Origin of the sequence: Ruegeria sp. Alg231-54 (genome assembly GCF_900143525.1) — a bacterium.
Taxonomy (GTDB): Bacteria; Pseudomonadota; Alphaproteobacteria; order Rhodobacterales; family Rhodobacteraceae; genus Ruegeria.
In genome coordinates, this window is sequence record NZ_FREZ01000024.1 from 97,316 (window position 1) to 122,397 (window position 25,082).

Annotated in this window: 29 protein-coding genes; 10 read left to right on the plus strand and 19 right to left on the minus strand. The window is 57.4% G+C overall.

Features of this window, described 5'->3' with window-relative positions; translation table 11 throughout:
• The first annotated feature begins 114 nt into the window (after nt 1–114).
• From DHN12_RS23460 to DHN12_RS23475, 4 genes are all read left to right on the plus strand, one after another.
• Nucleotides 115–561: a MobC family plasmid mobilization relaxosome protein gene (locus tag DHN12_RS23460; protein ID WP_108862357.1), complete on the plus strand. Its 447-nt coding sequence runs from the start codon at nt 115–117 to the stop codon at nt 559–561.
• Complete coding sequence (locus DHN12_RS23465) at nt 558–3,341, plus strand: relaxase/mobilization nuclease domain-containing protein (protein WP_108862358.1); 2,784 nt, start codon at nt 558–560, stop codon at nt 3,339–3,341. Before DHN12_RS23460 ends, DHN12_RS23465 begins: the two co-directional genes overlap by 4 nt.
• On the plus strand, nt 3,338–4,315 hold the full coding sequence (locus DHN12_RS23470; protein WP_108862359.1) for an ATPase, T2SS/T4P/T4SS family: 978 nt from the start codon (nt 3,338–3,340) through the stop codon (nt 4,313–4,315). The genes DHN12_RS23465 and DHN12_RS23470 overlap by 4 nt, the downstream gene beginning before the upstream one ends.
• A 396-nt stretch (nt 4,316–4,711) precedes the next feature.
• The gene (locus DHN12_RS23475) at nt 4,712–5,374 is read left to right on the plus strand and encodes a L,D-transpeptidase (protein WP_108862360.1); all 663 of its coding nucleotides are present in this window, start codon (nt 4,712–4,714) and stop codon (nt 5,372–5,374) included.
• A gap of 35 nt (nt 5,375–5,409) precedes the next feature.
• Here DHN12_RS23475 and DHN12_RS23480 read toward each other — a convergent pair whose 3' ends face one another.
• On the minus strand, nt 5,410–5,673 hold the full coding sequence (locus DHN12_RS23480; RefSeq protein WP_108862361.1) for a hypothetical protein: 264 nt from the start codon (nt 5,671–5,673) through the stop codon (nt 5,410–5,412).
• 195 nt (nt 5,674–5,868) lie between these two features.
• Here DHN12_RS23480 and DHN12_RS23485 point away from each other — a divergent pair, with 195 nt between their 5' ends.
• A complete protein-coding gene (locus DHN12_RS23485; protein ID WP_108862362.1) occupies nt 5,869–8,217 on the plus strand; it encodes a cation-translocating P-type ATPase in 2,349 nt (782 codons plus the stop codon).
• A 65-nt stretch (nt 8,218–8,282) separates the two neighbouring features.
• A complete protein-coding gene (locus DHN12_RS23490; protein WP_199913576.1) occupies nt 8,283–8,792 on the plus strand; it encodes a L,D-transpeptidase family protein in 510 nt (169 codons plus the stop codon).
• Between the two features lie 419 nt (nt 8,793–9,211).
• Here the strand turns inward: DHN12_RS23490 and DHN12_RS23500 are convergent, their stop codons facing one another.
• Genes DHN12_RS23500 through DHN12_RS23525 form a run of 6 tightly spaced genes read right to left on the minus strand, consistent with a single transcriptional unit; the run spans nt 9,212 to nt 13,361 of the window.
• Nucleotides 9,212–10,564 (minus strand): M23 family metallopeptidase, encoded by a 1,353-nt coding sequence (locus DHN12_RS23500; RefSeq protein WP_199913577.1) that lies wholly within the window; start codon nt 10,562–10,564, stop codon nt 9,212–9,214.
• Nucleotides 10,561–11,187 (minus strand): SCO family protein, encoded by a 627-nt coding sequence (locus DHN12_RS23505; protein ID WP_108862365.1) that lies wholly within the window; start codon nt 11,185–11,187, stop codon nt 10,561–10,563. Before DHN12_RS23505 ends, DHN12_RS23500 begins: the two co-directional genes overlap by 4 nt.
• Nucleotides 11,187–11,657 (minus strand): copper chaperone PCu(A)C, encoded by a 471-nt coding sequence (locus DHN12_RS23510; RefSeq protein ID WP_108862366.1) that lies wholly within the window; start codon nt 11,655–11,657, stop codon nt 11,187–11,189. Before DHN12_RS23510 ends, DHN12_RS23505 begins: the two co-directional genes overlap by 1 nt.
• Nucleotides 11,658–11,677: 20 nt before the next feature.
• Nucleotides 11,678–12,337 carry a thioredoxin domain-containing protein gene (locus DHN12_RS23515; RefSeq protein ID WP_108862367.1) on the minus strand — a complete coding sequence of 220 codons (660 nt, stop codon included), beginning with the start codon at nt 12,335–12,337 and terminating at the stop codon, nt 11,678–11,680.
• Nucleotides 12,334–12,756 (minus strand): disulfide bond formation protein B, encoded by a 423-nt coding sequence (locus tag DHN12_RS23520; protein WP_108862368.1) that lies wholly within the window; start codon nt 12,754–12,756, stop codon nt 12,334–12,336. Before DHN12_RS23520 ends, DHN12_RS23515 begins: the two co-directional genes overlap by 4 nt.
• Before the next feature lie 5 nt (nt 12,757–12,761).
• Nucleotides 12,762–13,361 carry an SCO family protein gene (locus tag DHN12_RS23525; RefSeq protein ID WP_108862369.1) on the minus strand — a complete coding sequence of 200 codons (600 nt, stop codon included), beginning with the start codon at nt 13,359–13,361 and terminating at the stop codon, nt 12,762–12,764.
• Nucleotides 13,362–13,542: 181 nt separating this feature from the next.
• On the opposite strand from DHN12_RS23525, the gene DHN12_RS23530 reads away from it, so the two are divergent.
• Complete coding sequence (locus tag DHN12_RS23530) at nt 13,543–13,971, plus strand: helix-turn-helix domain-containing protein (RefSeq protein WP_108862370.1); 429 nt, start codon at nt 13,543–13,545, stop codon at nt 13,969–13,971.
• 96 nt (nt 13,972–14,067) lie between these two features.
• Nucleotides 14,068–14,829 carry a transglutaminase family protein gene (locus tag DHN12_RS23535; RefSeq protein ID WP_108862371.1) on the plus strand — a complete coding sequence of 254 codons (762 nt, stop codon included), beginning with the start codon at nt 14,068–14,070 and terminating at the stop codon, nt 14,827–14,829.
• Between the two features lie 151 nt (nt 14,830–14,980).
• On the opposite strand, the gene DHN12_RS23540 is transcribed toward DHN12_RS23535, so the two are convergent.
• From DHN12_RS23540 to DHN12_RS23560, 5 genes are all read right to left on the minus strand, one after another.
• Nucleotides 14,981–15,598: a transglutaminase-like cysteine peptidase gene (locus tag DHN12_RS23540; RefSeq protein ID WP_108862372.1), complete on the minus strand. Its 618-nt coding sequence runs from the start codon at nt 15,596–15,598 to the stop codon at nt 14,981–14,983.
• A gap of 263 nt (nt 15,599–15,861) precedes the next feature.
• On the minus strand, nt 15,862–16,605 hold the full coding sequence (gene phnE / locus DHN12_RS23545; protein ID WP_108862373.1) for a phosphonate ABC transporter, permease protein PhnE: 744 nt from the start codon (nt 16,603–16,605) through the stop codon (nt 15,862–15,864).
• Nucleotides 16,605–17,375 (minus strand): phosphonate ABC transporter ATP-binding protein, encoded by a 771-nt coding sequence (locus tag DHN12_RS23550; protein WP_108862374.1) that lies wholly within the window; start codon nt 17,373–17,375, stop codon nt 16,605–16,607. The genes phnE and DHN12_RS23550 overlap by 1 nt, the downstream gene beginning before the upstream one ends.
• Nucleotides 17,372–18,232 carry a phosphate/phosphite/phosphonate ABC transporter substrate-binding protein gene (locus DHN12_RS23555; protein WP_108862375.1) on the minus strand — a complete coding sequence of 287 codons (861 nt, stop codon included), beginning with the start codon at nt 18,230–18,232 and terminating at the stop codon, nt 17,372–17,374. The genes DHN12_RS23550 and DHN12_RS23555 overlap by 4 nt, the downstream gene beginning before the upstream one ends.
• Nucleotides 18,232–20,085 carry a cytochrome c peroxidase gene (locus tag DHN12_RS23560; RefSeq protein ID WP_108862376.1) on the minus strand — a complete coding sequence of 618 codons (1,854 nt, stop codon included), beginning with the start codon at nt 20,083–20,085 and terminating at the stop codon, nt 18,232–18,234. Before DHN12_RS23560 ends, DHN12_RS23555 begins: the two co-directional genes overlap by 1 nt.
• Nucleotides 20,086–20,202: 117 nt before the next feature.
• On the opposite strand from DHN12_RS23560, the gene mntR reads away from it, so the two are divergent.
• On the plus strand, nt 20,203–20,655 hold the full coding sequence (gene mntR, locus DHN12_RS23565) for a manganese-binding transcriptional regulator MntR (RefSeq protein WP_108862377.1): 453 nt from the start codon (nt 20,203–20,205) through the stop codon (nt 20,653–20,655).
• Nucleotides 20,656–20,988: 333 nt separating this feature from the next.
• Here the strand turns inward: mntR and merB are convergent, their stop codons facing one another.
• From merB to DHN12_RS23595, 6 genes are read right to left on the minus strand one after another with little or no spacing between them, the layout of a single operon-like run.
• Complete coding sequence (merB, locus tag DHN12_RS23570; protein WP_108862378.1) at nt 20,989–21,696, minus strand: organomercurial lyase; 708 nt, start codon at nt 21,694–21,696, stop codon at nt 20,989–20,991.
• A complete protein-coding gene (gene merA / locus DHN12_RS23575; RefSeq protein ID WP_108862379.1) occupies nt 21,696–23,129 on the minus strand; it encodes a mercury(II) reductase in 1,434 nt (477 codons plus the stop codon). Before merA ends, merB begins: the two co-directional genes overlap by 1 nt.
• Nucleotides 23,130–23,140: 11 nt before the next feature.
• Nucleotides 23,141–23,350, minus strand: a complete 210-nt coding sequence (gene merF / locus DHN12_RS23580) for a mercury resistance system transport protein MerF (protein WP_108862380.1) — start codon at nt 23,348–23,350, stop codon at nt 23,141–23,143.
• Nucleotides 23,347–23,601 (minus strand): hypothetical protein, encoded by a 255-nt coding sequence (locus DHN12_RS23585; protein WP_108862381.1) that lies wholly within the window; start codon nt 23,599–23,601, stop codon nt 23,347–23,349. Before DHN12_RS23585 ends, merF begins: the two co-directional genes overlap by 4 nt.
• A gap of 9 nt (nt 23,602–23,610) precedes the next feature.
• Nucleotides 23,611–23,907 (minus strand): heavy-metal-associated domain-containing protein, encoded by a 297-nt coding sequence (locus DHN12_RS23590; protein ID WP_108862382.1) that lies wholly within the window; start codon nt 23,905–23,907, stop codon nt 23,611–23,613.
• An 11-nt stretch (nt 23,908–23,918) separates the two neighbouring features.
• On the minus strand, nt 23,919–24,323 hold the full coding sequence (locus tag DHN12_RS23595; RefSeq protein ID WP_108862383.1) for a mercuric transporter MerT family protein: 405 nt from the start codon (nt 24,321–24,323) through the stop codon (nt 23,919–23,921).
• 73 nt (nt 24,324–24,396) lie between these two features.
• Between DHN12_RS23595 and DHN12_RS23600 the strand changes: the two genes are divergently transcribed.
• Nucleotides 24,397–24,825, plus strand: a complete 429-nt coding sequence (locus DHN12_RS23600; RefSeq protein ID WP_108862384.1) for a helix-turn-helix domain-containing protein — start codon at nt 24,397–24,399, stop codon at nt 24,823–24,825.
• Between the two features lie 2 nt (nt 24,826–24,827).
• Here DHN12_RS23600 and DHN12_RS24990 read toward each other — a convergent pair.
• Nucleotides 24,828–25,082 (minus strand): hypothetical protein (locus DHN12_RS24990; protein ID WP_234416772.1); only part of this gene is annotated, 255 nt, incomplete at its 5' end.

The following is a 25,082-nucleotide window of genomic DNA, read 5'->3' on the forward strand; positions in this document are numbered from 1 at the left end:
GTACCCACATTCTTCTGGACTTGCAGTCGACCACCTTTTCTACCTACACTTGAACCTACATATGCGCGGCCTGCGGGGGCCTCGCCCGATTTCTGATCGAGGAGAGCCGCCCCGATGCCGTCTGGCATTTCAAAATCCGTCGTAAAATCCATGCGCTTTGACGAGGACGAATGGGCGTTCCTCGAACAGCGTAGGAAGGTTTTGCAGCTGCGCAGCGTTACCGGTTTGGTGCGTATGTGCCTGCGTGTGGCTTTTGGCATTCCAACAAAAGAAGAGTTCGTAGCCAAAGCGTTCAATGCGCACCTGGTGCAACTGGTCGGTATGGCGAACAACCTCAACCAGATGACCCGCGCAGCCAATGCCGGCAAGTTCCGGCTCAACAAGCGCACCGAAGATCAGATAGCGGCGATGAAGGTCGAGATCCGCGAGTTGCGCCGGCTGTTTGAGGATTATTCCGACACGGCCCACGAGCGATCTTTTACCCGCGCCCTTGAGATCGAGCGGTTGGCCGAGAAGCAACGCGCGGCGCGTGTGTCACCGAAGGCGAAGATCAAAACATGACCAGCCTTACTATGGCATATGACCCGGCCTGGGATGCGCTGTTTGGTGAGTTTCAGCTTATTCCGAGCCTGAAATCGCGGCCTGGTCAGAACCCCGCGCGGTCGCGCCGCCAGCGGGCACAGCGGCAGAGCACATCGGACGGGCCGGTCGGTATGATTGCCAATGCGCTTCTGACCAATCAGGCGGTGGTCAAGATTGTCCGCAGTGGCGGTGTCACCGCGTCCGGCCGGCTGGGAGGCCAGCTATCTTACATCAACCGCAAAGGCACAGTTGAGATGGAGCGGGGCGACACCGGCGAGCTGACGCATGGGATGGAAGCGCTGCGCGATGTCCAGGGCGAATGGGCCAAGGATTGGGCCCGAATGGATACGCGCACAACAAACTACACCTATCACATGATCCTGTCTTACCCGAAGGATACGGACCGGGAAGCGGCCAAGCAGGCCGCGCGCAGTTTTGGGGAGCGGCTGACCAACGGTGCGTATGGCGATCGCTACAAATACGTGATGGCCCATCATGACGATACGGGCCATCCGCATACGCATCTGATCATAAGCCGGGCAGGGGCATCGCGTAAAGCTCTGCACCTTGGCCGCTATGGGATCACCATGCAGGATCTGCGCAACCTTCAGGTCGAGACAGCGCGGGACGTTGGCATTGTCCTGACTGCGACCAGCAGGTTCAGCCGCAATCTACGCCCCGAGCGGGACAGCAGCGCGCGCATTCATGCGCGCCGCGAAGGTCGCGATCTGCGCGAGCGTCCAGCCCCAGAGCAGCGCAGCGGGTTTCCCTTCTTTGGTGTCGGTCGACAACGGCCGATCACGCCGGACCAACTGCAGACGATGAAAGATCAGCGGAACGCGGATTACGCCGCCCTTGGCAAAACCCTCCGGTCGCATCAGGCCGGGATGGGTCAGGGCATCTTCACAACCCAATACCCAGGGCGAGCCGAGACCTTGGGCACTTTTTCAACGGCTGTACTCGGCGCAGCCAAAATCCTGTTGCGGGGCGGGGTTCTTGAGAGAGAGGACATCGACATGAATACGCAAGTCGCCAACCAGATGGACCCGGCACAAGCCCCGGCCATCGACAGTGAGATGAAAGCCATCGGCAGCGACATCCGCACCTTTATCAAAGGAATGACGGACAAGGCCGAAGCCATGGAGGACGAGGATAAGCGCAGCCAGACAGAGGCCGCGATTTCTCGTGTCCTGCGGGACTATGAGCCGCTTATGGATGAAGAGACCAGGACATTCTTTGGCAAGCGCCTGGAACGCGACGATGAGGTTGAGGTGGGCCGCGATGACGTTGATCCGACACGCCAGCGTCGTGCAGCAGAACGGGACGCAGCCGATCCCACACGCACCCAGCCTATCGGACAAGAGCGGGGAGACCCACGCGCTGATGCAAACGATCCACGCAGCGCGGCCACCAATGCGGTGCTAAAGGATGCCGACCGGCGAGTGGCCGAGCGGTTCGAAGCAATGGGCATCAATGGCGATCTAGTCTTGTCGCGTATCCGAAATGGCGCCGATGTGGACCGCCAGACTCGCGAGAACTGGTTCGAACGGGACGTGCGGACCTTGGCGAACGCGCATTCTCTCAGCGAGAACCAGGCGCGGGTCGACATGAAGACCGCGTATAAGGATGCTTCTGAGATCTACCGTGATGCCCGTGGCGAGATCCGCGAAATCAACCGCGCCTTTGCCGAGGGCAGGGGAGAAGACTTCCTGCAGGAGAAGATCAAGACCGGCGTTCAGGATGAAATCCAGGCCATGAAGGGGCAGGGTTTTGATCGGGCCGCGATTGGTGGACGTTTGCTTGAGATTGAGGACCGGGTGCAGGAGCGTGTGGCAGGCCGCGCACCGGATCGTGTTGAAGGCGATGCGCGCCCGGGCCGTGAACAGCAAGGGCAGGCCCCAGATGCCCGCGCCGCCGGCACTGCACCGCAACGTCCCGACCTGGACGCGGGCGTGCGCGGGCAGATCGTCAAGGCGGGGTCTACGCTCTACAAAGACGACGAGAAAGACAGCCTCTCGCCATATGTCGATCTGAAGGTGGATGGGCGCGACAAGCCTTTCCGCGTCTGGGGCATCGATCTGCCCGACCTGATGCAGCGTGAAAATCTCAACATCGGTGACACGGCTACGCTTGCCCATGACGGGTACAAGAGAGTGACGGTCAGCAAGGTCGATCCAAAGACCGGCGAAGAGAAGAACATCGAGGCAAACCGTCGTGCCTGGAAAGCCACCGACATCGAGCGCGCACCGCGTGAGGCACAACGCGGGCTTGAACCACTGCAAGAGGCTGCGCGTATCAAAAGGGATGCCTCCGCCGACCGGCCTGCAGAAAAAGGCCAGCAGGACCGTACTGTTCGGCAGGAGGTCTCTGTTGAAACCGGCGTTACCGGCGTCATCGTCGATGCCAAAGAAGCTCTGGCGCGCCCCGACGATCCGAATAGCAAGTCGTTCTATGTGGATATGAAGATCGAGGGCAAAGACGAGCCGGAACGGATCTGGGGCACCGCTCTGCAGGACCAGATGACGCGGAACAATATCTCTATCGGTGACAAAGCCACGTTCGTCAAAGCGGGCAAAGAAGAAGTCACACGTTCACGCCGGAACCCGGAGACCGACGAGCCGGAACGCGTCAATGTCACCCGCACGGCCTGGGATGTTAGACACGTCGATCGACAGATTGACCGTGATCCTGCGGTGCAGGAGCAGCGGCGCAGGGAGCGGGAAGAACGCGCCAAGGGCGACCGGAGCGTAAGCCGATGAGCCGTCATTTGAAAAGCACGTTGAATCGGGTGTTCGGAGGGCAATTGCTCTCCGATCCCCTCCTGTCTGAAATCGTCCTGAATCCAGACGGCAGAATCTGGATCGAGCGCAGCGGTGAGCCTGCCATGCGCCAGCTGGACCAGCCCATGGGTGAGGATGATGCAGAGGCGCTTGCACATGACCTGGCTGGCGGTAATCCTATTTCAGAAAAAACACCGCTGGCCGGGTCGCAGTTTGAAATCGACGGGTCATTGTGGCGGGCGCAGGTCGCGGTCAAACCCGCCGTTGAGGCTGGCGTAGCATTTGCCTTGCGCCGGGCCGTGGCAAAGCAACTTTCGCTCGATGATCTGATGCAGGGCTTGCCTGACCTGGACGCCAACATGGCCGATCTGAAATCCGGCGTTGATCCCGCCGATGAGGCTGTTTTCCACGCCTACGAGAACAAGGGTTTTGGTGATTTTCTGCGAACGGCCGTCAAGGCCAAATGGAACATCCTGTTATCGGGCGGGACATCCTCCGGCAAAACGACCTGGTTGCGCGCCTGTCTTGGCGAAGTCGATCCTTCAGAGCGGATCATGACCATTGAAGACGTGCTGGAGATCCGACCCAGCCAGCCCAACGCGGTGTCTTTGGTGGTCAACAAGAACGCATCGAGCAGCGATCTTCTGAAAGCCTGTATGCGGTTCCGGCCGGAACGGATCATCATGGGGGAGCTGCGCGGTGCGGAAGCCTATGATTTCCTGTCCGCCATCAACTCGGGCCATCCAGGCGGGATTTCCACGCTGCACGCAGCATCACCGGAATCCGCCCTATCACGCCTGGCTCTGATGGTTCTGCAGGCGGATACCGGCCTAACCTATTCCGAGATCCTTGAATACTGCCGCTCGATGATTGACGTCATTATCCAGTTTCGGAAAACCGGGGACCAGAGGCGGCCGGTTGCTGTCAGGGTGCTCAGGGAGAAAGCAGAATAGGTTTTTGAAAGCCCGATGGGGAAGTGGTCGAAGTAGGTTTTCTGGTCGCGCAGATCGCTCGTAAGGCCGAGCTGACGTTCAAGCAACCTGCGGAGAATGGCCGCAAGGAGCCCATTGCAGAAGTGTCGAATTTTCGCTGCGAGCGCTCGTAGCACAGAATTCTCTGCAAAGGCGTAAAACTTCATGCTGCCTAGCAATAAGAATAGCAGCCGTTCATGCTTCGCGCAGCAAATCTAAACGACCAATGCCGGTGAGACACCAGGCACTGAGTACAAAGGTTATCCCGGATAAACTTAGAAACCACTTGAAGCTCTAGCTGCTAGAGGCATTATGGTCATCCTTTGATTGCTGGACTGTTGAGCCAGTAGAACATGATTGAAGATTTGGACCGAGGCCATGCTGACGAGACGCCATTTCATACAAACAACCATTGCGCTGTTTTCAGCGTCGGTATCTAGCCCGCTGTTGGCTAAGACTTGGCCAACGGGTTCGCAAAAGTCCGCTTGGGACGCCCGGGTCACACCGCCTGGATATAATGCCGCCACTACAAATCCTTGGGGTGTACACGAACGTTTTCTGCCGCGGCGGGTCACTGCGAATGATGGCCTGGTGCCTGGTGATATTCATGTCGATGCGGTGGCGCGCTACCTCTATCATATCGAAGAGGGCGGCACGGCGATGCGTTATGGCGTCGCTATCGCGCGTGGCAATCTGTACGAGCCGGGAACGTATACGATCCGGCGCAAGGTTGAATGGCCGCACTGGACACCAACAGCGTCCATGATCGAGCGCAATCCGGAATACGCGGAATTCAGGAATGGGATGGAACCCGGGCCGTCCAATGCATTGGGATCCCGGGCGTTTTACTTGTTCGTTGGCGACCGTGATACTTATTTAAGGATCCATGGCACGCCGCAACCCAGAAGCATTGGCGGACGTGCAAGCTCTGGCTGCGTCCGCATGATCATGGCGCATATCAACGATCTTTATCCGAACGTCAAAGTCGGCTCGACCGCATATCTATACTCAGCCGAGGACAGCGTTACCGCACAAACGTAATGGCCACCGAAAGCGAATTGGCGACCGCCCGATTGTCACGCTTTGCGTGCGACACAAATCGGGCCGCCATTTGTGGCGCGCAACGGTACCAGGGTAGTCTCGACCGGCCCGCTATGCGCATACCAATAACAATTGTCTTGAGGAACGAGGCGTGCCGTCGCCAAGTTCTGCCCCGGAGCAGCAAGGGCCACAATGGAATCCGGCAGGTTTCCAATCTGGTTTTCCGCATCAAACTGTGAGGAACACCCGGCGGTGACGGACAGCGCTGCAACGACAGCTAGAATATTTTTGTTCTGCATGTAGCTTTTTCCGACCAATATTTCGATTCGTTGCCGGAAAGGTCGCACCGGTGTTGATGGCCCGCAAGCTGCAATGGCGTCGGCATGTTCTACGAGACAGCAGACATTTTGGAAATTACCGAGATTTTGGCCTTGAAGCTCTAGTTGCTGTAGGGACTATCTGTTTCTGACCACGGAGAATCTTGAGGTATTTTCATGCCGTCCGACAGCCATAGCCACGATCACAATCGTGATCATGATGCCAAACAAGGCCAACATTGCTGTGGTGGCGGAGCCAGCGCAGATGCGGCGCCGTCCGTGCCAGCTCCCGTCAATGGCCGAAGCTTTCAGGTCTCCGGTCTTGACTGCGCCGAAGAGGTGGCGATCCTGAACCGAGTCGTCGGACCGAAGGTCGGTGGAACAGACCATATCGCGTTCGATGTGATCAACGGACGGATGACGTTACTTGAAACTGCAGCAAGAATCTCTGATGACGAGATCGAGCAGTTGGTCGCCAGCACCGGGATGAGTGCCAAGCCCTGGGACGATGAGAATGCCGCCGAAGATCAGGCGGCGCATATCGCGCGGCAGCGACGTTTCACCATGCTCAGTGGTGGGTTCTGGGTGGCTGGTTTCCTGTGGCATCTGGTCGAAACCGGAATGGGTGGTGCGCTCGGGTTGTTTACAGGACATGGCGACGTGCAGATGCCCTTGCCTGAGGCGGCGTTGTTCGCCGTTGCAATCCTGTTTGGCGTCTGGCTGGTGGCACCCAAGGCCTGGTCCTCGGCGCGGCGGCTTTCGCCTGACATGAACCTGCTGATGGTTGTTGCCGTCTGCGGCGCAATCGGTTTGGGCGAGTTTTTCGAGGCCGCAACCGTTGCCTTCTTCTTTTCGCTCTCTCTTTATCTGGAAAGCTGGAGTGTCGGGCGCGCGCGTAATGCTGTCTCGGCGCTGCTTGATCTTGCACCACCGACGGCGCTGGTGCTGCGACCGGACGGTCGGGAAGAGGTGGTTCCGGCGGCCGAAGTGGTTGTCGGCGACAGTTTCATTGTGCGAGGGGGCGATCGCATTCCGCTGGACGGAGAGGTCATAGACGGTGCTGGCGCCGTCGATCAGGCACCGATCACCGGTGAAAGTGCGTTGATGCCCAAGGAACAGGGCGACGAGGTCTATGCCGGTACTATCAACGGCGAAGGCACCCTTACGGTGCGCGCTTCAAAGGCCGCGTGGGACACGGTACTGGCCAAGATCATCCGCATGGTCGGTGATGCCCATGCCCGGCGTGCGCCGGTTGAACAATGGGTGACCAAATTCGCCCGTATCTATACGCCAATCGTGATGATCGTCGCGGTTGCCATCGCTCTTATTCCGCCGCTTGCCTTTGGGGCATCGTGGGGATTCTGGATCTATAACGCGCTGGTCCTGCTGGTTATCGCCTGCCCCTGCGCGCTGGTAATCTCGACGCCGGTTTCCATCGTCGCGGCACTGACCGCATCGGCGCGGGCCGGGGTGCTGATCAAAGGCGGTGCCTACATCGAGGCCCCCAGCAGGACAACGGCGCTGGCCATGGACAAGACCGGGACCATTACCATGGGCGAACCAGAGGTGGCGCTTGTCCACCCTTTAGGTGGCGCGTCCAAGCACGAGTTGCTGGCAAGTGCCGCCAGCCTTGAAGTGCGATCCTCGCACCCGCTGGCGCGTGCCATCCTGACACGGGCCGAGGCCGAGGACATTACGGCTTCTGCCGCAGAAGATACTCGCACAATACCGGGCCGGGGTCTGGAAGGCCGTGCCGGGGGCCGCTCGGTCTGGCTGGGCTCGGATCGTTTTGCCACCGAGAAGGGATTTGGTGATGCCATCCCGACCGGTCTGCGTAACCAGATCGAAGGCGCGGGCAGTACGCTTGTGGTTGTCGGTGACGAGACCGGGGTCACGGGTGTTCTAGAAGTGCGCGACCGTATTCGGCCTGACGCCAAACATGTTGTGGCAAAGCTGCACGCGCAGGGCGTGAAAACGATTGTCATGCTGACAGGCGACAACGAGCGCACAGCTCGGGCTGTGGCCGCCGAGGTTGGCATCGACGAGGTGCGCGCCGAACTGTTGCCCGACGACAAGGTGACGGCAATCGAGGAATTAGCCGAGCATCACGAGATGGTTGCCATGATCGGCGACGGCGTGAACGACGCGCCGGCCATGGCGCGGTCGCATTATGCCATCGCCATGGGGGCCGTCGGCTCGGACGCTGCGATCGAAACGGCGGATATTGCGCTGATGACGGATGATATCGGCAAGGTGCCGTGGCTCATCGGACATTCGCGCCGGACCATGTCGATCATCCGTCAGAACATCGGTTTCTCGCTTGCGACGAAGGCAGTGTTCGTGGGCCTCACGAGTGTAGGCATGGCTTCAATGTGGGGTGCAATCGCGGCAGATGTCGGGGTGTCACTGCTGGTTGTGGCCAATGCATTACGCCTGCTGAGGGCAGAAGAAGACAAGGCTGGGCCGCGTGGAGGACAAAGGGTCAGCGAACCTCTGGTGGAGCGCGCTGTGGCGCATGGACATTGATCGGGTTCTGACCTCGTGGTATCAAATCCACATAGGAGACCTCTAAAAAGAGGCATAGAGCAGTGATGGTTGGCAAACTTCCAAGACGATTTTTCCTTTTGGGCGGTGTGACCGCCTTCCTGTCGGGATGCGCGAATAAGTTCCGCTCCTACACAGGGCCAGAAGTCACACGGCTTCGCCTGTACAAGTCGGAGAGATTACTGGTTCTGGATGGAGCAGAAGGGGTGTTGCGCACCTATCCGGTCGACCTTGGCTTCACGCCAAGTGGACACAAGCAGTTCGAGGGCGACGGGCGAACACCCGAAGGCGCTTATGTCATCGACCGGCGAAATCCGGACAGTCTGTTCCATTTGTCCATTGGTATCTCATACCCGAATGAAGCAGACCGCGCTTTTGCTGAGGCGCTGGGTAAGTCGCCGGGAGGTGACATCTTCATTCATGGTGGCCCGCGACGAGGTATTGATCCGATGGGTAAGCGAGACTGGACCGCCGGGTGCATCTCAATCACAGACCGCCAGATCGAAGAGGTCTACGCAATGGTACCCGACGGAACGCCCATCTACATTCTTGCCTGACAGAGGCGTGAACTCTCAAAAGAATTCAGCGAAAAAGAGCTTCACCAGATACTGGCAACGATGTGAACCGCAAAGGCCACTACACTTCGAAGCGGTTTCTTGAAGGGGCGTTCCATCCCGCCGCAGCAGCAAGAGCTGCGCTAGGAAACCAGACGCAAAATGGCAAGCGAAGCGAAAAAGGCAAGCAGGCCAAATGCGATACCGTATCCTGTTGCGTATTGAAGTATGTCAACAAGGTTTCCGTTTCTCCGTTTGGCCAGTAAGCCGCCCCAAATTGCACCACCCAAGGCGCCCGCAATTGCCATCATATCTATCCTCGTTTCCTCGGTTTTCGTGTTCTGAATTAAGATCGGGGCCGTCATCAACACATAGCAAGGTAAGTTACTTGAGGTGTGTTGCCGAGCGGGACGTCGAATGGATCAGAGCCTGTCCGTAACCCGTTCCGAAAGATGCTCCTCAAGCTGGGCTCGTGCGACTGTCAGCCGTTCCTGCGCGGCAGTGTCCGCAGATTTGTCACCTGTGATTTCAGCGAGGCGGTCATCTGCAAGCGGATCGGTTGGTCGTCCGTCGACCAGCACCTCATAATGCATGTTGGGCCCGGTCGCAGTTCCAGACGACCCCACGCGTCCGATCACTTCGCCAGCCTTTATGCGTTGACCTGTTGACAGGTCATCGGTGACCGAGCTGAGATGAGTGTAGCGTGTGACCGTATCCGACCCGTGCGTGATTTCCACCACGCGGCCATATCCCCCGCGCCACCCGACATAGGATATCCGACCAGGCGCTGTAGCATGCACAGGAGTGCCCCGCGCGGCGGCGAAATCGACACCGGTATGCATCCGCACGTTGCCGTAGATCGGATGTTTGCGCCGGCCAAACACCGAGCTCAGACGTGCACCTTCGACAGGTTGTGCAAACACACGAAGCAACTCGCCATCAACATAGATTGTGGCGCGTCCGCTGCTGTCATCCGGCCAGACCACTTCGTAGAGCGTTTCACCCATCTCCAGCGCCGCAAAGGCAAGGTCCGGCTGGCCGATCCTTTGGTCATCCAAACGTTTTTCGCGCCAGAGCAGGCGCAGCGTTTCGCCGCCGCTGAGCTCGCGCCTGAAATCGACCGTACCGCTCAGCATCTGGGCCAGATCCACCGCAAATCGCGCAGGCAGGTTTGCATCATCCAGTGCTGCTGCAATCGAACTTTCGATGATCGTCTTTCCGGCGATCGTTACGGTGTCAGGCTCAGGGGTCACAACCCGCGTGGCCAGAGATTGGCCAAAGACTGCCTCGACGCGGACACCGTCATCAACCGCAAGTGTTATGCGCAGCGGGCGGCCATCGGGCGTTCGGGTAAGCGCGATCGAATGGCCCGGGCGCAGACGACGCAAGTCGAATTCTGCTCCCAGCGCCAGTGCGATCTCGGCGCGGTCAGCCGCATCGAGTCCGGCCTCGGCAAGAACTGCATCAAGGGTTTCACCGGACTCAATCTCGCGTGACCAGGTTTTCAAAGGTGGATCAATGGCTGGCAAGGGGTCGTCAACCGTTGCCAATGCGGGGACAACAGGTGGTTTCATATCTGGCCAGGACTCGAGACGGCTGGCCGCCACGTCCATTGTAGGCGTCGCGTCAATTTGCGGTAGCTCGGGGTATTCCGGGGGCTGAAAACTTGCTGCTACAGGAGCCCGCGTTGCAGGTTCTTTTGGAGTAAGAGCGAAGACCGCAGCGACTGCCATCGAAACACCACCGGCAGCCGCTGCCAAATGTTTTGTTTTCATGACGTTTCTTTCGCTCCTCTTTTCATTGCGCGGCGAATTTTGGGGACCGCGAATTCCCTTTTCTCGTGGTAGTCGATGGTGCTGACGAACTGGCCGTCAGTGCCGAAAAGGAAAACGCTGGCGGTGTGGTTCATCGTGTAATCACCATCATTTGTCAGGACCTTCTCGTATGCTGCTCGGAAGTCTTTAGCGGCTCTGGCGATTTGTTCGGGCTGACCGACCCATCCGCGGATGGCCGGGTGGAAATAGCTGACGTAGTCGGCCATGGCGTCGACGGTGTCGCGTGCGGGATCGACGGTGATGAACACGACGTTCAGTTGCTCAGCATCATCCCCCATCCCGTCAAGCCAGTCCGAGATATCAGACAGCGTGGTCGGGCAGACGTCAGGGCAATAGGTAAAGCCGAAAAACACCATGCTTGCGCGACCGGTAAGCGTTCGCGGGTTTACCGCGTTGCCTTCGTGGTCGGTCATACGGAAGTCCATCGCCGACAGGGAAAGCGGCCGCAGCGGATCAGGGTCGGGTGCACCGGGGCCGTCCACCTGCCACCAGCCCGCAACAAGCGTAAGACCCAGCACGCCGATACCAGCCGCACCCATCTGAAACAGACGTCTGCGCTGCATCAGTTTTCTGGCCCTCGCGCCGCTATCCCATAAATCGGCACCTCGACCGACATCTCTTCGCCATCGGCAAAGATCAGAGTCAATGCAAAGCTCTCGCCTTTGGTCATCGGTCGTTGGAGCCGCATCAGCATGGCGTGCAATCCGCCGGGCTCCAGTGCCACCGAGGCACCTGGGGCAATCTCGATATTCCCGGCTGGCCCCATGGAGCTGACCCCTTGTTCATTGGTCGAGGTCTGATGAATTTCCGGCATCTCTGCTAGGTCTGTGCGGATGCCGGTCACTGTGACTGCCTCGTTGCCGGTGTTGCGGATCGTCATATAGGCCGCGCCCGGGCGGTTGGTTCCGATCGATGCGCGAGACCAGGCGTCTTCAACAACAATTTCGTCGGCCCCAGCCAGAACGGGCGCTGAAAGACCGAGGCTCAGGGCAAAGGCGCTTGCCAGTGCGGTCTTCTTCCGTTGGAGTTTCATGATTTTGCTCACACGCGTGATTAGCTTTGCGCCGCTGCGACTTCTGCCGCGACCAGACGTCTCAACTCGGCTTCACCAAATGGATCGAGTGGCTTGCCATTGACGAAGAAAGTGGGGGTTTGCTGTATGCCAACAGCCGCAACGTCCGCACGTTCCTGATTAAGTAGCCCCGTTGTCTGAGGCGCGCGCATCTGCGTCTTTGCCGCCTCGACATCCAGACCCGCCGATGCTGCAATCTGCAGGATCAAACCCGGTTCGGGTGCGCCATGCGCGGCCCATCTGGGTTGTTCTCTCAGAACTGCTTCCATCACCGGCTCGAAAACGTCCTGCATCCGCGCGGTTTCCAGCACGCGGATCGCTTCTTCTGACGCTTCGCCATGGAAAGGGGTGTAACGGATAACGACGCGCACTGCGTCGCCGTGTTGTGCCACGATGTCTTTCACGACCGGATGAAATGCGCGACAGGCTTCGCAGGCCGGATCGAAAAACTCGACTATGGTCACGGGGGCGTCTTCCGGGCCAAGTATCGGGGAATACGGCCGGATGAGTGTTTCAGCAATTTCAGGCGCGACTGAATCGGCAGCGCCTGCGGACTTAGACTGGGTCACGTACCACGCACCGCCGCCGAAACCGACGGCGCCGAGCGCGAGAACGGACAGGATCAGACCACGTCTGTTCATTCTTGTATCTCCTTGAGTGAAAGGGCGGACAGCACGCCGATGAGCGCAAACGCACCTAGTGCCATCAGCGGGATCGGGATGCCAAAGACCAATTGGTTCGCATCCGTACAGGACGGTCCCGTTGCGGTGCAGGGCTGTATTTTTTCAGGGATCAGACCGACGTAAAGGCCCATGTGCCACAAGGCCACTCCCGCGCCGCCAATCGCCAGCGCGACCCCGTATCGACCGACGCGCCAGTCTTGCCACCACAGGCCGAGCCCAAGAATGATGGCCAATGGGAACATAAAGGCGCGCTGGAACCAGCAGAGCAGGCAAGGCGTTTGTCCCAGCACCTCGCCGATGAACAAAACGGCAAGCGATGAAAGCAGCGCCAGCATCCAGGCCAGTCCGAGAGCGGTTTCTTTGGTCAATCGGGTCATTGTTGTCAGATTCTCTGTTTCAGATCCGCCAGAATGTCTTCGGCGGGTGTGCCGTAAGGCCAGGATTCGGCAAAATCTGCCTGTGTGTCGAACAGGAACAAATGCGACGTGTGCCCCATTGTGTACCCATCGGGTGCCGAGGCTTCCTCGATCCGTTCGTAAAAGATCGGGAAAGACTCGGAGGTTTGCGCGATTTGCTCAGGCGTGCCGGTCAGGCCGACAATGCCTACATCAAAGAGCGGCACATATTCGGCCAGGACCGAAGGTGTATCCCGCTCGGGGTCGATGGAGATGAAGATAGGTTGGACCTCTTTCGCCCTATTTCCCAGACTGTCCATGACGGCCGCGACCTCGGACAGGGTCGTTGGGCAGACATCCGGGCAGTTTGTGAAGCCAAAAAACACCAGCATCCAACGTCCGGCATAGTCTTTTTCAGATCGTGTGACGCCCGAATGATCGGTCAATTCGAACTTGGCGCTAAAAGCCGCGGCGCTCGTTTGGTTTTGGCTGGCGCTGTAGTCAGACCACAGCATCAGATAGACAAACGCCGCCGTGGCGACTCCTGCTACAGCCCATAGGAGTTTCTGGAACTTAGTCAGTTTCAACGTGAACTGCCTGCTTTGATTCTTGTATCTGAATGCGCATGTACATGCTCTAGCAGCTAGAGGTTCAATACGGTTTTGGTGTCTGCGGCGGGGTGTCACGGGGTCGGCGAATTTATGCCGTTTCACTTGTCGGCCGCCGCGTTTAAATCTACAGTCACTGTACCTTTTTATGGAGACTCATGTGCTTACGATTGGTGCCCTTGGGAAAAAGACTGGAACAAAGGTTCAGACGGTTCGCTACTACGAGCAGATCGGGTTGATGCCGGAGCCTGGCCGAACAGAAGGGGGGCAGCGGCGCTATGGCGATGCCGAACTCGATCGTCTGTCCTTTATTCGACATGCGCGTCAGTTAGGCTTTCCACTGGAAGCGATCCGTGAGCTCCTTGATCTGAGTGACAATCCGGATTGCTCTTGCGCAGAGGCAGACTCCATCGCGCGTCGGCAACTCAAACAGGTCGAGCAAAGAATGGCCCGCCTCGAAGCACTGCGTACCGAACTTCAACGCATGGTGCACGAATGCAGCGGCGGCAACACATCTGAATGCCGTGTTCTCGAAGTATTACGCGATCATTCCGAATGCCTGACCAACCACGAAGAAATCGGCGCCTGACGTCGAAAGACGAACTCGAGACCGTATGAAAGACTTCTTGAACCTACAGTGACTGGAGCAATTAAACATCTCTCAAACGATTCGTGGAGAGATATTATGGCTGCCAACGATCCGCTTCTTACGGCCACGCCGCTACTGGATTTTGAAGCTGGGCCCATTGCCGCGCTCATCGCCAATCGTCGCTGGCGCGACCTACCGCAAACAGATCGCATCGGCGCGATTTATGACTTCGTGCGAAATGAGATCGCCTTCGGCTACAACCGCGCCGATGATATCCCCGCTTCGGATGTACTGGCCGATGGGTATGGGCAATGCAACACCAAGGGTACGCTTTTGATGGCGCTTTTACGCGGGGTGGGTATTCGATGCCGCTTGCACGGCTTTACAATCCACAAGCAATTGCAGCGTGGTGTAGTGCCTGAGCTTGTCTACCCATTGGTTCCACAAGAAATCGTCCATTCCTGGGTCGAAGTTGAGGCCGACGAGTCATGGTTGAACCTCGAAGGGTTCATTCTGGACGAGATATTTCTGCGCGTACTGCAGCAGACCTTTGCCAAGACCGAAAGCTTGTGTGGCTATGGGGTGGGCACCGAGTGCCTGAGTGCGCCTCAGGTCAATTGGAAAGGTGACGACACCTACATTCAAAAAGCTGGCATCGTGCAGGATTTCGGCGTCTTTGCTACGCCCGACGCCTTTTATACCGATCACGCGCAGGAATTCGGTCGTGTGCAAGGCTGGCTATACCGTTTTGTTATCCGACATTGGATGAATGCGCGCGTTCGCGCCCTCCGGTCCGGGAAAATGATAGCCCGAATTGCGGCAACGCATTCGCACGGAGAAAAACACGATGCCACATGATCGCCACGATCATAGCCATGCCTACCTGCCCCCCTGAAAGCGGAGACCAACAGATTCCAGTCGCAGTGTGGGTCAACGGTTTTTGACCGTCGCGCCAACTCCGAAATTGTGGACGTAACAGCAATAGGCAAAGATGTTTCTGTGAGAGGATCTAAGGTGGAAAGACGCCGCCCCTCATGACCCTTGTCCAACCAGACGGCGTGTTGGGATCTTGCATACGAAGAAACGAATATCCGGTGTCTTGCCATGGTTTCATCTGATTTGTCAGATTGTCGAGCACATAGTCCCCACTCTTTGTTCGGACGATCAAAACGGCGTGCGAGTTCCGCCGCCTATCTAGTGCGGTTGCGATTGACAGTCTGGATGGGGCAAGACCAATGCGAATTAGTTCCTTTTTCTTCAGAAGTGCGAAATCCTCGCAATCACCGCCGCGAGCCGTTGGTAACGTCCAGACTTCTTTGCGACCGTATTGGTTTTGATCTGAAACCGCGCGTACTTTCCGATTTATCTCGCGATTAACTTCAGCCGCTAACCTGAGTTGGGTGGCGGTGTCCAGGACACTGGTAGTGGTGGATCGGTCGCAGGCCCACGGATAGCTTTGGCAAAGCTCCCTGGCCCCTGTCGGGGCGGGGATCGCTTTGATTTCGTGTAGAAGGGTATTTGCAAAAGTCGACGACGGAACGGCAATCGCAATTCCAGCAATGGTCACAATACTTAATACGAACTGACCGGCACAACAAAAAGCCCGCTTCGCGATACAATTGACCATCGTATACCCCGCTCGTTTGGAAGAAGGTCCCTAGTTCTCTGAGTATCAGTAGCACCAGTCTCTAAAATAATCAGGCTTGTTCTTTAGATCGGCTTAATGGGAGCGGAATCATGCTGCAAATCTTGTTTCCGGGTTACCGTTCTCCGTGTTTTTCGCGTATTTTCAGTGTGTTTGAACTGCCTTGTGACTGGTGCCGTCAGGTTGAATTTGTGCAAGTTAACTGGACATCAGAGAAAACTGAACCGTCGCTTAGGTCAGGAACGTTAGCTAAACCGCTTTTGCAAGGCGGTGTTCAGGGCCTCGGATAGCAGCACCAGTCCAACGATGGCCAACGTGACGGTTGCAGCTTTGTCATATTGAAACGAACGCACGTAAGTCTGGACATAGAGGCCGATGCCACCCGCACCGACGATGCCGAGGATCAGGCTTTCACGCAGGTTCAGCTCGAACCGGAACACGGTGTCACGCAGGATCACCGGTGCCATTTGCGGCCAGATCGCCCAACGTAGTTGCTGCGTTCGGCTGGCACCCGCGCTTTCCAGCGCGGCCACCGGCGCGGCGGCGACGTTATCGATGGCTTCGGAATAGAACTTGGCCAACATGCCTGTGGCGTGAAAGGTGATGGCCAGAATGCCGGGCAGGGGCCCAAGCCCCACCGCACCAACCATCAGCATGGCAACAAGGATAAGCGGGATAGATCGGATCACCGCCAGCAAGCCACGCACCGGACGCCAGATGGCCGGAGGCACCAGCGTTTCGGCGGCCAGAACGGCCAACCCGGCGGACAGGATAACGGCAAAGAGAGTGCCGAGGATGGCGATCCGCAGTGTTTCGGCCAGACCTCTCAGCACCTCGGGCCAGATCGAGAGGTCCGGTGGGATCATGCGCCCCAGAAACTCAGTCAGGCGCGGCCCGGCACCGGGCAGTTTTTCAAGCCCCATGTCGGCGCTGGTCAGCGACCACAGGATCGCCAGCGCCAGTGCGCCCCAAATGACGGACCGGCCCATCAGCTGACCACGCGCAACCCTGTTGCGGCGCTGGCACCGTGATACAGCCCGTCGGTATCTTCACTTGTCACCCGACCAGACCGTTTGTCGAACAAGATCTCACCGTCACGAAGGCCCAGAATGCGGTCAGCAAACCGGCGCGACAGGTCGGGCTGGTGCGAGCTGAAGATAACGCCAATCCCGCGACTGCGCGCCGCGCCGGTGATCAGGCCCAGAATGCGCTCGGCATGAGCGGGGTCCAGATTGCTGACCGGTTCATCCGCCAGGATCAGTTCGGGGTCCTGCGCCAGACAGCGGGCAATCGCTACGCGTTGTCTTTGACCGCCCGACAACCGATCTGCACGCCGATGCGCCAGATCGGACAAGCCAGTATCCTGAAGCGCCCGGGTGACGCATATATGGTCCTGCTCGCCAAAGCGGCCCCAAAGCGCAGGCCAGCTTTTCATCCGGCCCAACCGCCCGTTCATTACGTTCTGATAGACGCTCAGCCTGTCGACCAGCGCGAATTCCTGGAATATGAAACCAATGTCGGCACGGATCTCACGCGCCGGAGACCTTGTTGCTGACAGCTGATTGCCCAGCACACTGGCCTGGCCCTGCCAACCGCGCAGCCGACCATCCAGCAGCGCCAGCATCGTGGACTTCCCCGCACCGGATGGCCCGAGCAACGCAACGCTTTCACCCGGTTGCACGGAAAGCGACAGGTTGGTCAACGCCGCTTCACCGTCAAAGCAGTGCGACACCGCGTCGAGTGCGATGACGGCGGTCATTTCAGAAATCCATAGCGCCGCGCGGTCTCGCGCACGCCGTCATATACGGTCGGGTCGGCAGGAACATAACCATCCGGGCCAAAGAGATAGGCCAACAGATATCGGTTCTCGGCCTCGTTGAGACGCAGCATGGTATCCACGAATTTCGCCTGCAATCCTGCGTCAAGGTCAGGGCGGGCGATGACCGCATGGCTGGGGATCTGTTCGGATTCAGCCAGCACTTTGACCTCGGCCTGCTGATCCGGGGTCAGGTAGAGATCAGCGTATTGACTGGCTCCTGCCGCATCGACCAGCCCATTGGCCATGGCCTGCATCGCCTGCTGATAACCGCCTGCAAAAAATTTCTGACCGAAAAAGCTGTCAGCATCGCCCGTGCCGGTAAACAGCCCGGCACGCACGAACAGATCGAGTGGATAAATGTAACCGGATTCCGACACCGGATCGGAAAAGGCAATATCGCGCCCCTCAAGGTCTGCCAACGTTTCGATCCCGCTGTCGCGACGCACAAAGACGCGACCGGAATAGCTGGGCTGTCCGCGATATACCTCAGACAGTAGCGGCACGGCGCCGATCTGATCCTCGGCCAAGACAAATGGCAGCGCCCCCATGAAAGAGATGTCGGCATCGCCATTGCGCAGGGCTTCGACGGCAGCGGCATGGTCGAAAGTGACAAACCCGGTGACTGGGACGCCCATCTGATCCGTCAACCATTTGGTGATGACCTTGATATCTCCCAGCAGCTTCTCAGGGTTCTCCTGTGGGATGAAGGCCAGTTTCAGACCCTGATTGGCCGCCGCCATCGCAGGCATGGCGAGCATGGCCGTGGCCGTGGCCAGAAAGTTGCGACGCGACACCATCAAAACATCCTTTCGTCGATTTCGGCCTGCATGACCTTGAACAATTCCCATTGGCGGTTTGCCTCGCCCCAGTTGCCGTTGGCGCTGGCATCGCCGACTGCCCGCAGAATGTTGGAGAATTCATAGATTTCCGGCTTGGAGGTCTGATTGACCATGACACTGGCATCCGCCGCCAGATCGGGGGCGACCGTGTCGACAAGCAGCGCGATGTTTTCGGCATCTTGCATCGGCAACAGGGTATCCAACGTGCTTGCGAAGGTGGTCAGCTCTTCCCATGACAGCCGGAATACGCTGTCGCGACCATCGAATACCTGATACGGCTCTTCGCCATCCCCCACGGCCTCGACATAGGCGCTCAGGTCGGCGCGTTGCGCCTCATCCAGCCCCAGTTGCTTTGTGTCGTTGAACCAATCCACTACGCTGGCCAGAGTTGGCAATGATCCGTCGTGCATGTAAGGCGCGGTGAAATTGACGTTGCGTAGCGTCGGTGTTTCGAACGCGGTTGGTGTACCGCCCGGGAACGGAGGCTCGGCGCTGCCGATGTCATAGGTCAACCCGTCGCGGAATTGGCGGTTCGGCGTATGACAAGATGCACAGGCCTTGTCGCCCAGACCGGCAAACTCGGTGTTGAACAATACCTCTCCGCGTTTGGCCGCATCGGATGCCAGATCGGTCAGCCTGCCTGCCCGGTCAATCTTGGGGTTGGGCAGAAAGTCGAACTGTTTGACGTAAGCCTCCAGCGCATCCAATTGGAAGGGTGTCGGTTCCTTTCCGGCAAATTCAGTCACGATCACGTTGCGGATGAACCGGCGTAGGCTGGGCTCGCGCCCGTCCCGGCCATAAGGTGCCGTGAACCGGATACCGCGCATCGATGGCGTGTCCAGATGGTCATCCACCCTGTCGTTGAACATCGGGTTGAAGAACGATCCGTCCACATCCATACCCCCCGGATGAGAGGACAGGCCGGGAATGAAGAAATCTCGATTCACATCCGACCGGTTGTGGCAGGTGGAACAGGCAATCCCCAACTCGCGTGCGGGACCGCCGAAAATCTCAGGACTATCGAACAGCATGTCGCCAAAAGCCACCAGCGGCAGGTTGGCTTCGTCCTCGCCAGCTTCTTCGAATTGCAGCACCAACCGGGGCAGTTGGCGCTGATCGGCGATGTTTGATCCGGGCGGAAGGGTGGCGGGAAGTGTGACAGGCGTTCCGCTTCGAACCACTGTCTCCGGGATTGGCGTTAGCGTCTTTCGTTCAGCAAACTCCGATGGAAGGTAATTCGCCCGGATATAGTCGGCTACAACACTGTGCGCCTCGGCAAATCTATCGGCATCGACGTTCTGCGCACCGTTACCCAATACGCCCGCGCTACCAAGGGAAGAGTTCAAAACCAGCCAGGCCCGCCCCAGATCACGTGCAGCCTGTGCATCGGCGGCCTTGATGCCGTCCTCAAATGCGCGGAACAGGGCGGCAGCCTGAGACACCTCCGATGCGGCTTTGGGCTGGCCAAGCGCCGCCTTGGCTGCATCCAGATGCCGCAGAATTCCACTTGCGATGGCTGCTGTGCTGGCCTCGAACAGCGCCTGGCGGTCTTCGGAATCCAGTGCGCGACCGATCGCTTGCGCCTCGGCTTCGGAAACGCGCGAAATCGCTTCAATCTGCAGATCACTGCCAAGGGGCGGCGACATCCAGCTTTGTTCGATCTTGTCCCACGGAACCGGGCTCAGGTTTCCCATGAACAAGGTCAATCGGTACGCAGCTGCCCGCGGTGCCCACGGCGCCTCTTCGATTGCCGTGGCACCTGCCATGACAGGCAACAACCCGAGGAATGTGGATGCAATTAGATTCTTCATAGCCCCGTCTACAATTATTAGCCTTGTCTAACTTATTCGTGACCAGCAGGCCGTTGTCAAGCCGCGCGATGCAATGCATACACGTAAAGGAAGGCCAATAACGTAATCGTGAGCCCAATGACCGACAGCACTCCACAGGACGCCGACCGCAAGATCGACAATCAGGCCAGTGGATTCGAAGCGGTTCGTACGGCACATCAAAGCGAAATGGTTGAGGATTATGTGGAGCTTATTGCCGAACTGATCCATGAGAGGGGCGCAGCGCGACCGGTGGAAATTGCTGAGCGCCTTGGTGTGACACAACCCACTGTTTCAAAGAACCTGTCCCGGCTAAAACGCGAAGGGTTAATCGAGCATGAACCTTACCGCTCGCTCCGTCTTACGGAGGCGGGACGTCAATTGGCTGAGGCGTGCCGGAAACGTCATCGGATCGTTGTGGATTTCCTGGTTGCCTTGGGCGTTTCAAGAGATGTGGCTGAGCACGACGCCGAAGGTATCGAACATCATGTCAGCGAGGAAACCCTCGGCGTGTTCAGGGCATTCACGGAACGTGAATCAGGCTCGCTTTGAAATTGCGGCGGTTGTATCTCAGTGCGCTCCGTCGAAACCTTGGTTCCAAGTCTGTGGAATATAACCACTCACGGGCGGGTCGTGCAAATGACGGTTTGAGAGTGATGAATCTTTCTTAAAATCGACCTAACCGCAAACTCTCGGAAATGACCAACAATGGCTCTTCCATCCGTCTGAAAAGCGAATTCCGAGTGCTACATTTTTTGCGCAAGCGAATGCTGCATCAGCAAAAGGCGGCAAGCCTTTCGAGACATGCAGACTTTGCGCTACTCTGATCGAATGTCCAAACGGTGGCTATGAAGGAGCCTTGGATAGCTGTCATAGACGCGGCGCTCAGCCAACACTTGTTCGTAGAAACGGCTTGAAAATGGCAGCTCCAACCTGGATTGCCTGGTGCGGTGTAAGTTGAAATCCAATCACCCCTTCAGGCTTCCAAGTTTCGAGATGAGCGTCTGAACAAAACGCCAGCATTGACTGACATTGCGTGTCGGCAGCACACCCTTCCGTCTCTGCAACACTTGCCCAAATAACCACGCCAGAGGGACTAATCCTATCTGTCGAGAGCCCGTTTTTGTATACGTAGATTTCTATTTTCTCGCCACAGATAGGGCAACTTGATCGAACAGTTGCAGCTTTTCCGAGCATTGCTGCGGTTCCGAGCGCGTCGATAACACAAACTGTCCAATTGCGTACTGCGGCCAGTTCGACAGTGTGCAAAGTCTCGCTCGCCGAAAACGGATACGCAGATTGGATTGCGCCCCGCCGAAACACAATCAGATCGCGACGATCCAGTTCATCCAACACGTCCTTGGTTTGCAAATTTGGCAACCGCAACTCTGATAATTCCTGTGGCGTTGGTGGCCGAGCACGTTGGATAAAACTCTCAAGAATTAGCCTGTGAACAGACCGTGTCTCTTTCGACAGATCGAACCACCGGTCACGCATCCGTTCTTCTGTCAAGAGGGATCGCAACGCGTCATCCGCGACGGGGTCAGCCACGTCTGACCAGTCCAGGTAGGGGCTGCGGTCAAGAGTATTCATTATCCGGCGCAGCAAGACAGCTTTGCCACGTCCTTCTCAAATGTCTGCGCTGCCAGTTTCAGCCCTTCTACAGTCGTGAGGTAGGGAAAGATCATGTCGCCCAAGTCATCGTAGGTCATGCCCATTTTCAGAGCCATCGCAGCGGTCTGGATCGTATCTGATCCCTCTGGTGCGATAATATGGGCCCCAAGCAGCTTTTTGCTTTGCTTATCTGCCACCAGTTTGATGAGACCACGGGTGTCGCGAGCCGCGAGTGCGCGCGGGACATGTTCAAGACCCAACACAGATGTTACGACTTCATGGCCATTTGCGGTGGCCTGCGCCTCGGTTACTCCGACGCTGGCGATCTGGGGATCAGAAAAGACCACGGAGGGCATGATGCTATTGTCATAGCTCAGCGAGTTGCCGTTCATGGCGTTCTTCGCCGCCAGCTTCGCCCCGTAGGCCGCCATGTAGACGAACTGATCATTACCAGTCACGTCGCCAGCAGCATAGACGCCGTCGCGGGAACTGTTCATCGCAGGATCAACCACAACGCCACCTCGCGCATCCGTGGCGATCCCGGCAACATCAAGCGCCAGTGATCTGGTGTTTGGAACACGCCCCGTCGCCAGCATTAGCCTTTGTGCATCAACAGTCATGGGCTGACCGTTTCGAGTGGCGTGTAGACGTACTCCCGTCTCGGTGGTTTCCAGCCGATCATAGGACAGCCCATCGAGAACCGAGATACCTTCGTCTGCAAAGGCTTCCGTGAGAGCCGCACTAATTTCTGGTTCGGCATCAGGGAGCAGCCCGCGTCGGGTCACAATTGTGACGGTCGCACCCGCCCGCGCAAAGACCTGGGCGATTTCAACACCGATGTATCCGCCGCCCATAATCATTAGGGACGCAGGCCGCTGATCGAGTTGCAAGGCCGACGTGCTGTCCAGCCATTCAATCTCGGCCAAACCAGGTATGTCAGGAACATGTTGGGATGATCCGGTCGCAATGATGACCTTTGCGGGTTTCAGGTTGCGTTCGCCGACCTGAATCGAACCATCTTCCTGAAAGACGGCCTGACCTTCAACATAGGTCACGGCCTCGTAATTTGGCAGCACATCGACGTATTTCGCGGCGCGCAGATCATCAACCAGCGCCTGTTTCTGTGCGATCATCGCTTTCCAGTCGGTGACTTGGCCAGAGCCTTCAATACCATCAAAACGACTGGCCGCCTTTGCAGTGTGCAGCGTTTCTACGGCGCGGATCATGGTCTTGGAAGGCACACAGCCGACGTTCACACATGTGCCACCAATCGTTCCATATCCAACCAAGGCGACACGCGCGCCTTCATCCGCTGCCGTAATAGCGGCGGAGAAACCGGCAGAACCCGCGCCGATTACAACAAGGTCAAAGGTGTCAGTTTCAGTATTGGGAGATGTGCAGCAATCTGACATGGAGCAGCCTTTCAGGAATTGGTGTTTGGTGCGCGGCGGATCAGCGCGTAGATCGTAATGAGGACAAACACCGCCAGAGCAGGCATGAGAACATAATCGAGATAGCCGACAGCAGCAGACAACCCAACGACACCAAGAAGGCCAACGAGCAGGGGTGTGAAGCAGCAAAGCGCAGCTATCACTGTGCCGACAATGCCTGTCTTGAGAAGTTTGTTGTTCACGAGGTTTCCTTTGTATTTCTGTCTCTGGCGTCTCCGTTCTGACGGCTTTGAACAATCGTCCGAATAGCAAGAACGCCGACACCAACTCCAACAGCGATCAACAGGGTGGTGAGAATATCAAGGCCGGTTGCTGTACCGATAGCCCCGCTCAACATAGATGCAAGGACAGCGGCGTGTCCGCCGCAGCAGATCACGACCACCGGGGCCGCAACTATAAATGCAAGGATGCCACCTGCCGATCCGTCTTTCATTGGAGGCGATCAGGAACCGGATGGTACAGCGACAAGATCAGCTTCATATCCGGCTGCAGCTGATGCGAGAGCAATATCCTCAGCACTCACAACGGTGTCATCAAAGACGACCTCGGCTGTCAGCGTGTCAGCATCCGCCGTTACTTGCGTGACGCCTTCTACGCTTCCCATCGCTGATTCAACGATAAAGGGACAGCTCGGGCAATTCATGCCGGGAACCGAGAATGTCACGGTTTGCTCTCCCGCAAAAACGGAAGAAGCGGCCAATAGGCCGATGAGGGCTAAGACGGGAGTGTGGAGTTTCATAATGGTTCCTTTCACAGACCAAGAAGAATGGGTGCAACGACGGGCGCAATCCAGTTCCAAAACAACGCAATCAAGATGAGAACCGTCGATACCCAAAGCGCGAATTTGACCAACCGATTAGGAAGTGGCCGCGCACAGGCTTCTCCATCCGCGCAGGCCTTGGGTTTGCGATAAACCATCCAGAAGCCATAGCCGAGGAATCCAAGTGTAAGCCCAATAAAGATAGGCTTGTAAGGTTCAAGTGCTGTCAGATTGCCGATCCATGCACCGGAAATGCCAAGGCTGAAAAGGATCAATGGAACAACGCAGCAGGTTGATGCTGCAAGAGCACCAAGGACACCACCAGCCGCAATCATGCGGGCTTTTTTAGTTTCGGGGCCGACCTGTTTGAGATCGACATCAATTACGTCATTCATTCAAGAACCCGCTTTTCAAGTTTCGAGATGCAAGATACGATCTGTAGCAACTACAGAAGCAAGGGGGTTTTCGATGGCTGAGTTCACGAATGCGCGAGGCTATCCAATCGGTGCAATGTCGAAGCACACGGGCGTAAACATCGAGACGATCAGATACTACGAACGAATTGGGATCATGCCAAAACCCGACAGAACAGCGGGCGGCAACCGGCAATATAATCACGACCAGCTCAAGCGCCTATCCTTCATCAAGCGTTCGCGTGAGATCGGGTTTAGCATTGAAGAAATCCGAGCCTTGCTGGAAATGGTGGATCGACGCGACTTCACCTGCGGTGAGGTTCACAGCATGACGGTCAATCACCTTGCGGCGGTCAAAGAGAAAATACTGGCCCTGCATCGGTTAGAGGACGCGCTGGAAGCGATGGCGGCAGAATGCAGTCGTGGCGATGTGCCAGACTGTCCGATACTGGATACCTTGTTTGAAGTATCCGAAACCGGATGAATTCACCGAAGCGGGCATTGAACGAACGACGGTTTAGTCCGCGTCTTTCGTGTCCAACCACCATGCAGCGAAAGCGCGGTTTGGATCAGGCCTTCGAAGCCAGCTGGGAAAGGCCGTTTCCGCGACTTGGACTGCGACGCAGCAAAAAACCCGCCGCACGTGCAAAGTGATGCTGCGCCAGCGAAGGCAAAAAACCCAAGGTCGGTTTTGTCCGCTTCTTGCCAGTTTATGCCCCACGCAGMGAATGGAAAAKGAGA

Coding starts and splice junctions, on each gene's coding strand:
- DHN12_RS23460 (WP_108862357.1), top strand. CDS start 115: ATGCCGTCTGGCATTTCAAAATCCGTCGTAAAATCCATGCGCTTTGAC.
- DHN12_RS23465 (WP_108862358.1), top strand. CDS start 558: ATGACCAGCCTTACTATGGCATATGACCCGGCCTGGGATGCGCTGTTT.
- DHN12_RS23470 (WP_108862359.1), top strand. CDS start 3,338: ATGAGCCGTCATTTGAAAAGCACGTTGAATCGGGTGTTCGGAGGGCAA.
- DHN12_RS23475 (WP_108862360.1), top strand. CDS start 4,712: ATGCTGACGAGACGCCATTTCATACAAACAACCATTGCGCTGTTTTCA.
- DHN12_RS23480 (WP_108862361.1), bottom strand. CDS start 5,673: ATGCAGAACAAAAATATTCTAGCTGTCGTTGCAGCGCTGTCCGTCACC.
- DHN12_RS23485 (WP_108862362.1), top strand. CDS start 5,869: ATGCCGTCCGACAGCCATAGCCACGATCACAATCGTGATCATGATGCC.
- DHN12_RS23490 (WP_199913576.1), top strand. CDS start 8,283: ATGGTTGGCAAACTTCCAAGACGATTTTTCCTTTTGGGCGGTGTGACC.
- DHN12_RS23500 (WP_199913577.1), bottom strand. CDS start 10,564: ATGAAAACAAAACATTTGGCAGCGGCTGCCGGTGGTGTTTCGATGGCA.
- DHN12_RS23505 (WP_108862365.1), bottom strand. CDS start 11,187: ATGCAGCGCAGACGTCTGTTTCAGATGGGTGCGGCTGGTATCGGCGTG.
- DHN12_RS23510 (WP_108862366.1), bottom strand. CDS start 11,657: ATGAAACTCCAACGGAAGAAGACCGCACTGGCAAGCGCCTTTGCCCTG.
- DHN12_RS23515 (WP_108862367.1), bottom strand. CDS start 12,337: ATGAACAGACGTGGTCTGATCCTGTCCGTTCTCGCGCTCGGCGCCGTC.
- DHN12_RS23520 (WP_108862368.1), bottom strand. CDS start 12,756: ATGACCCGATTGACCAAAGAAACCGCTCTCGGACTGGCCTGGATGCTG.
- DHN12_RS23535 (WP_108862371.1), top strand. CDS start 14,068: ATGGCTGCCAACGATCCGCTTCTTACGGCCACGCCGCTACTGGATTTT.
- DHN12_RS23540 (WP_108862372.1), bottom strand. CDS start 15,598: ATGGTCAATTGTATCGCGAAGCGGGCTTTTTGTTGTGCCGGTCAGTTC.
- phnE (WP_108862373.1), bottom strand. CDS start 16,605: ATGGGCCGGTCCGTCATTTGGGGCGCACTGGCGCTGGCGATCCTGTGG.
- DHN12_RS23550 (WP_108862374.1), bottom strand. CDS start 17,375: ATGACCGCCGTCATCGCACTCGACGCGGTGTCGCACTGCTTTGACGGT.
- DHN12_RS23555 (WP_108862375.1), bottom strand. CDS start 18,232: ATGGTGTCGCGTCGCAACTTTCTGGCCACGGCCACGGCCATGCTCGCC.
- DHN12_RS23560 (WP_108862376.1), bottom strand. CDS start 20,085: ATGAAGAATCTAATTGCATCCACATTCCTCGGGTTGTTGCCTGTCATG.
- mntR (WP_108862377.1), top strand. CDS start 20,203: ATGACCGACAGCACTCCACAGGACGCCGACCGCAAGATCGACAATCAG.
- merB (WP_108862378.1), bottom strand. CDS start 21,696: ATGAATACTCTTGACCGCAGCCCCTACCTGGACTGGTCAGACGTGGCT.
- merA (WP_108862379.1), bottom strand. CDS start 23,129: ATGTCAGATTGCTGCACATCTCCCAATACTGAAACTGACACCTTTGAC.
- DHN12_RS23585 (WP_108862381.1), bottom strand. CDS start 23,601: ATGAAAGACGGATCGGCAGGTGGCATCCTTGCATTTATAGTTGCGGCC.
- DHN12_RS23590 (WP_108862382.1), bottom strand. CDS start 23,907: ATGAAACTCCACACTCCCGTCTTAGCCCTCATCGGCCTATTGGCCGCT.
- DHN12_RS23595 (WP_108862383.1), bottom strand. CDS start 24,323: ATGAATGACGTAATTGATGTCGATCTCAAACAGGTCGGCCCCGAAACT.
- DHN12_RS23600 (WP_108862384.1), top strand. CDS start 24,397: ATGGCTGAGTTCACGAATGCGCGAGGCTATCCAATCGGTGCAATGTCG.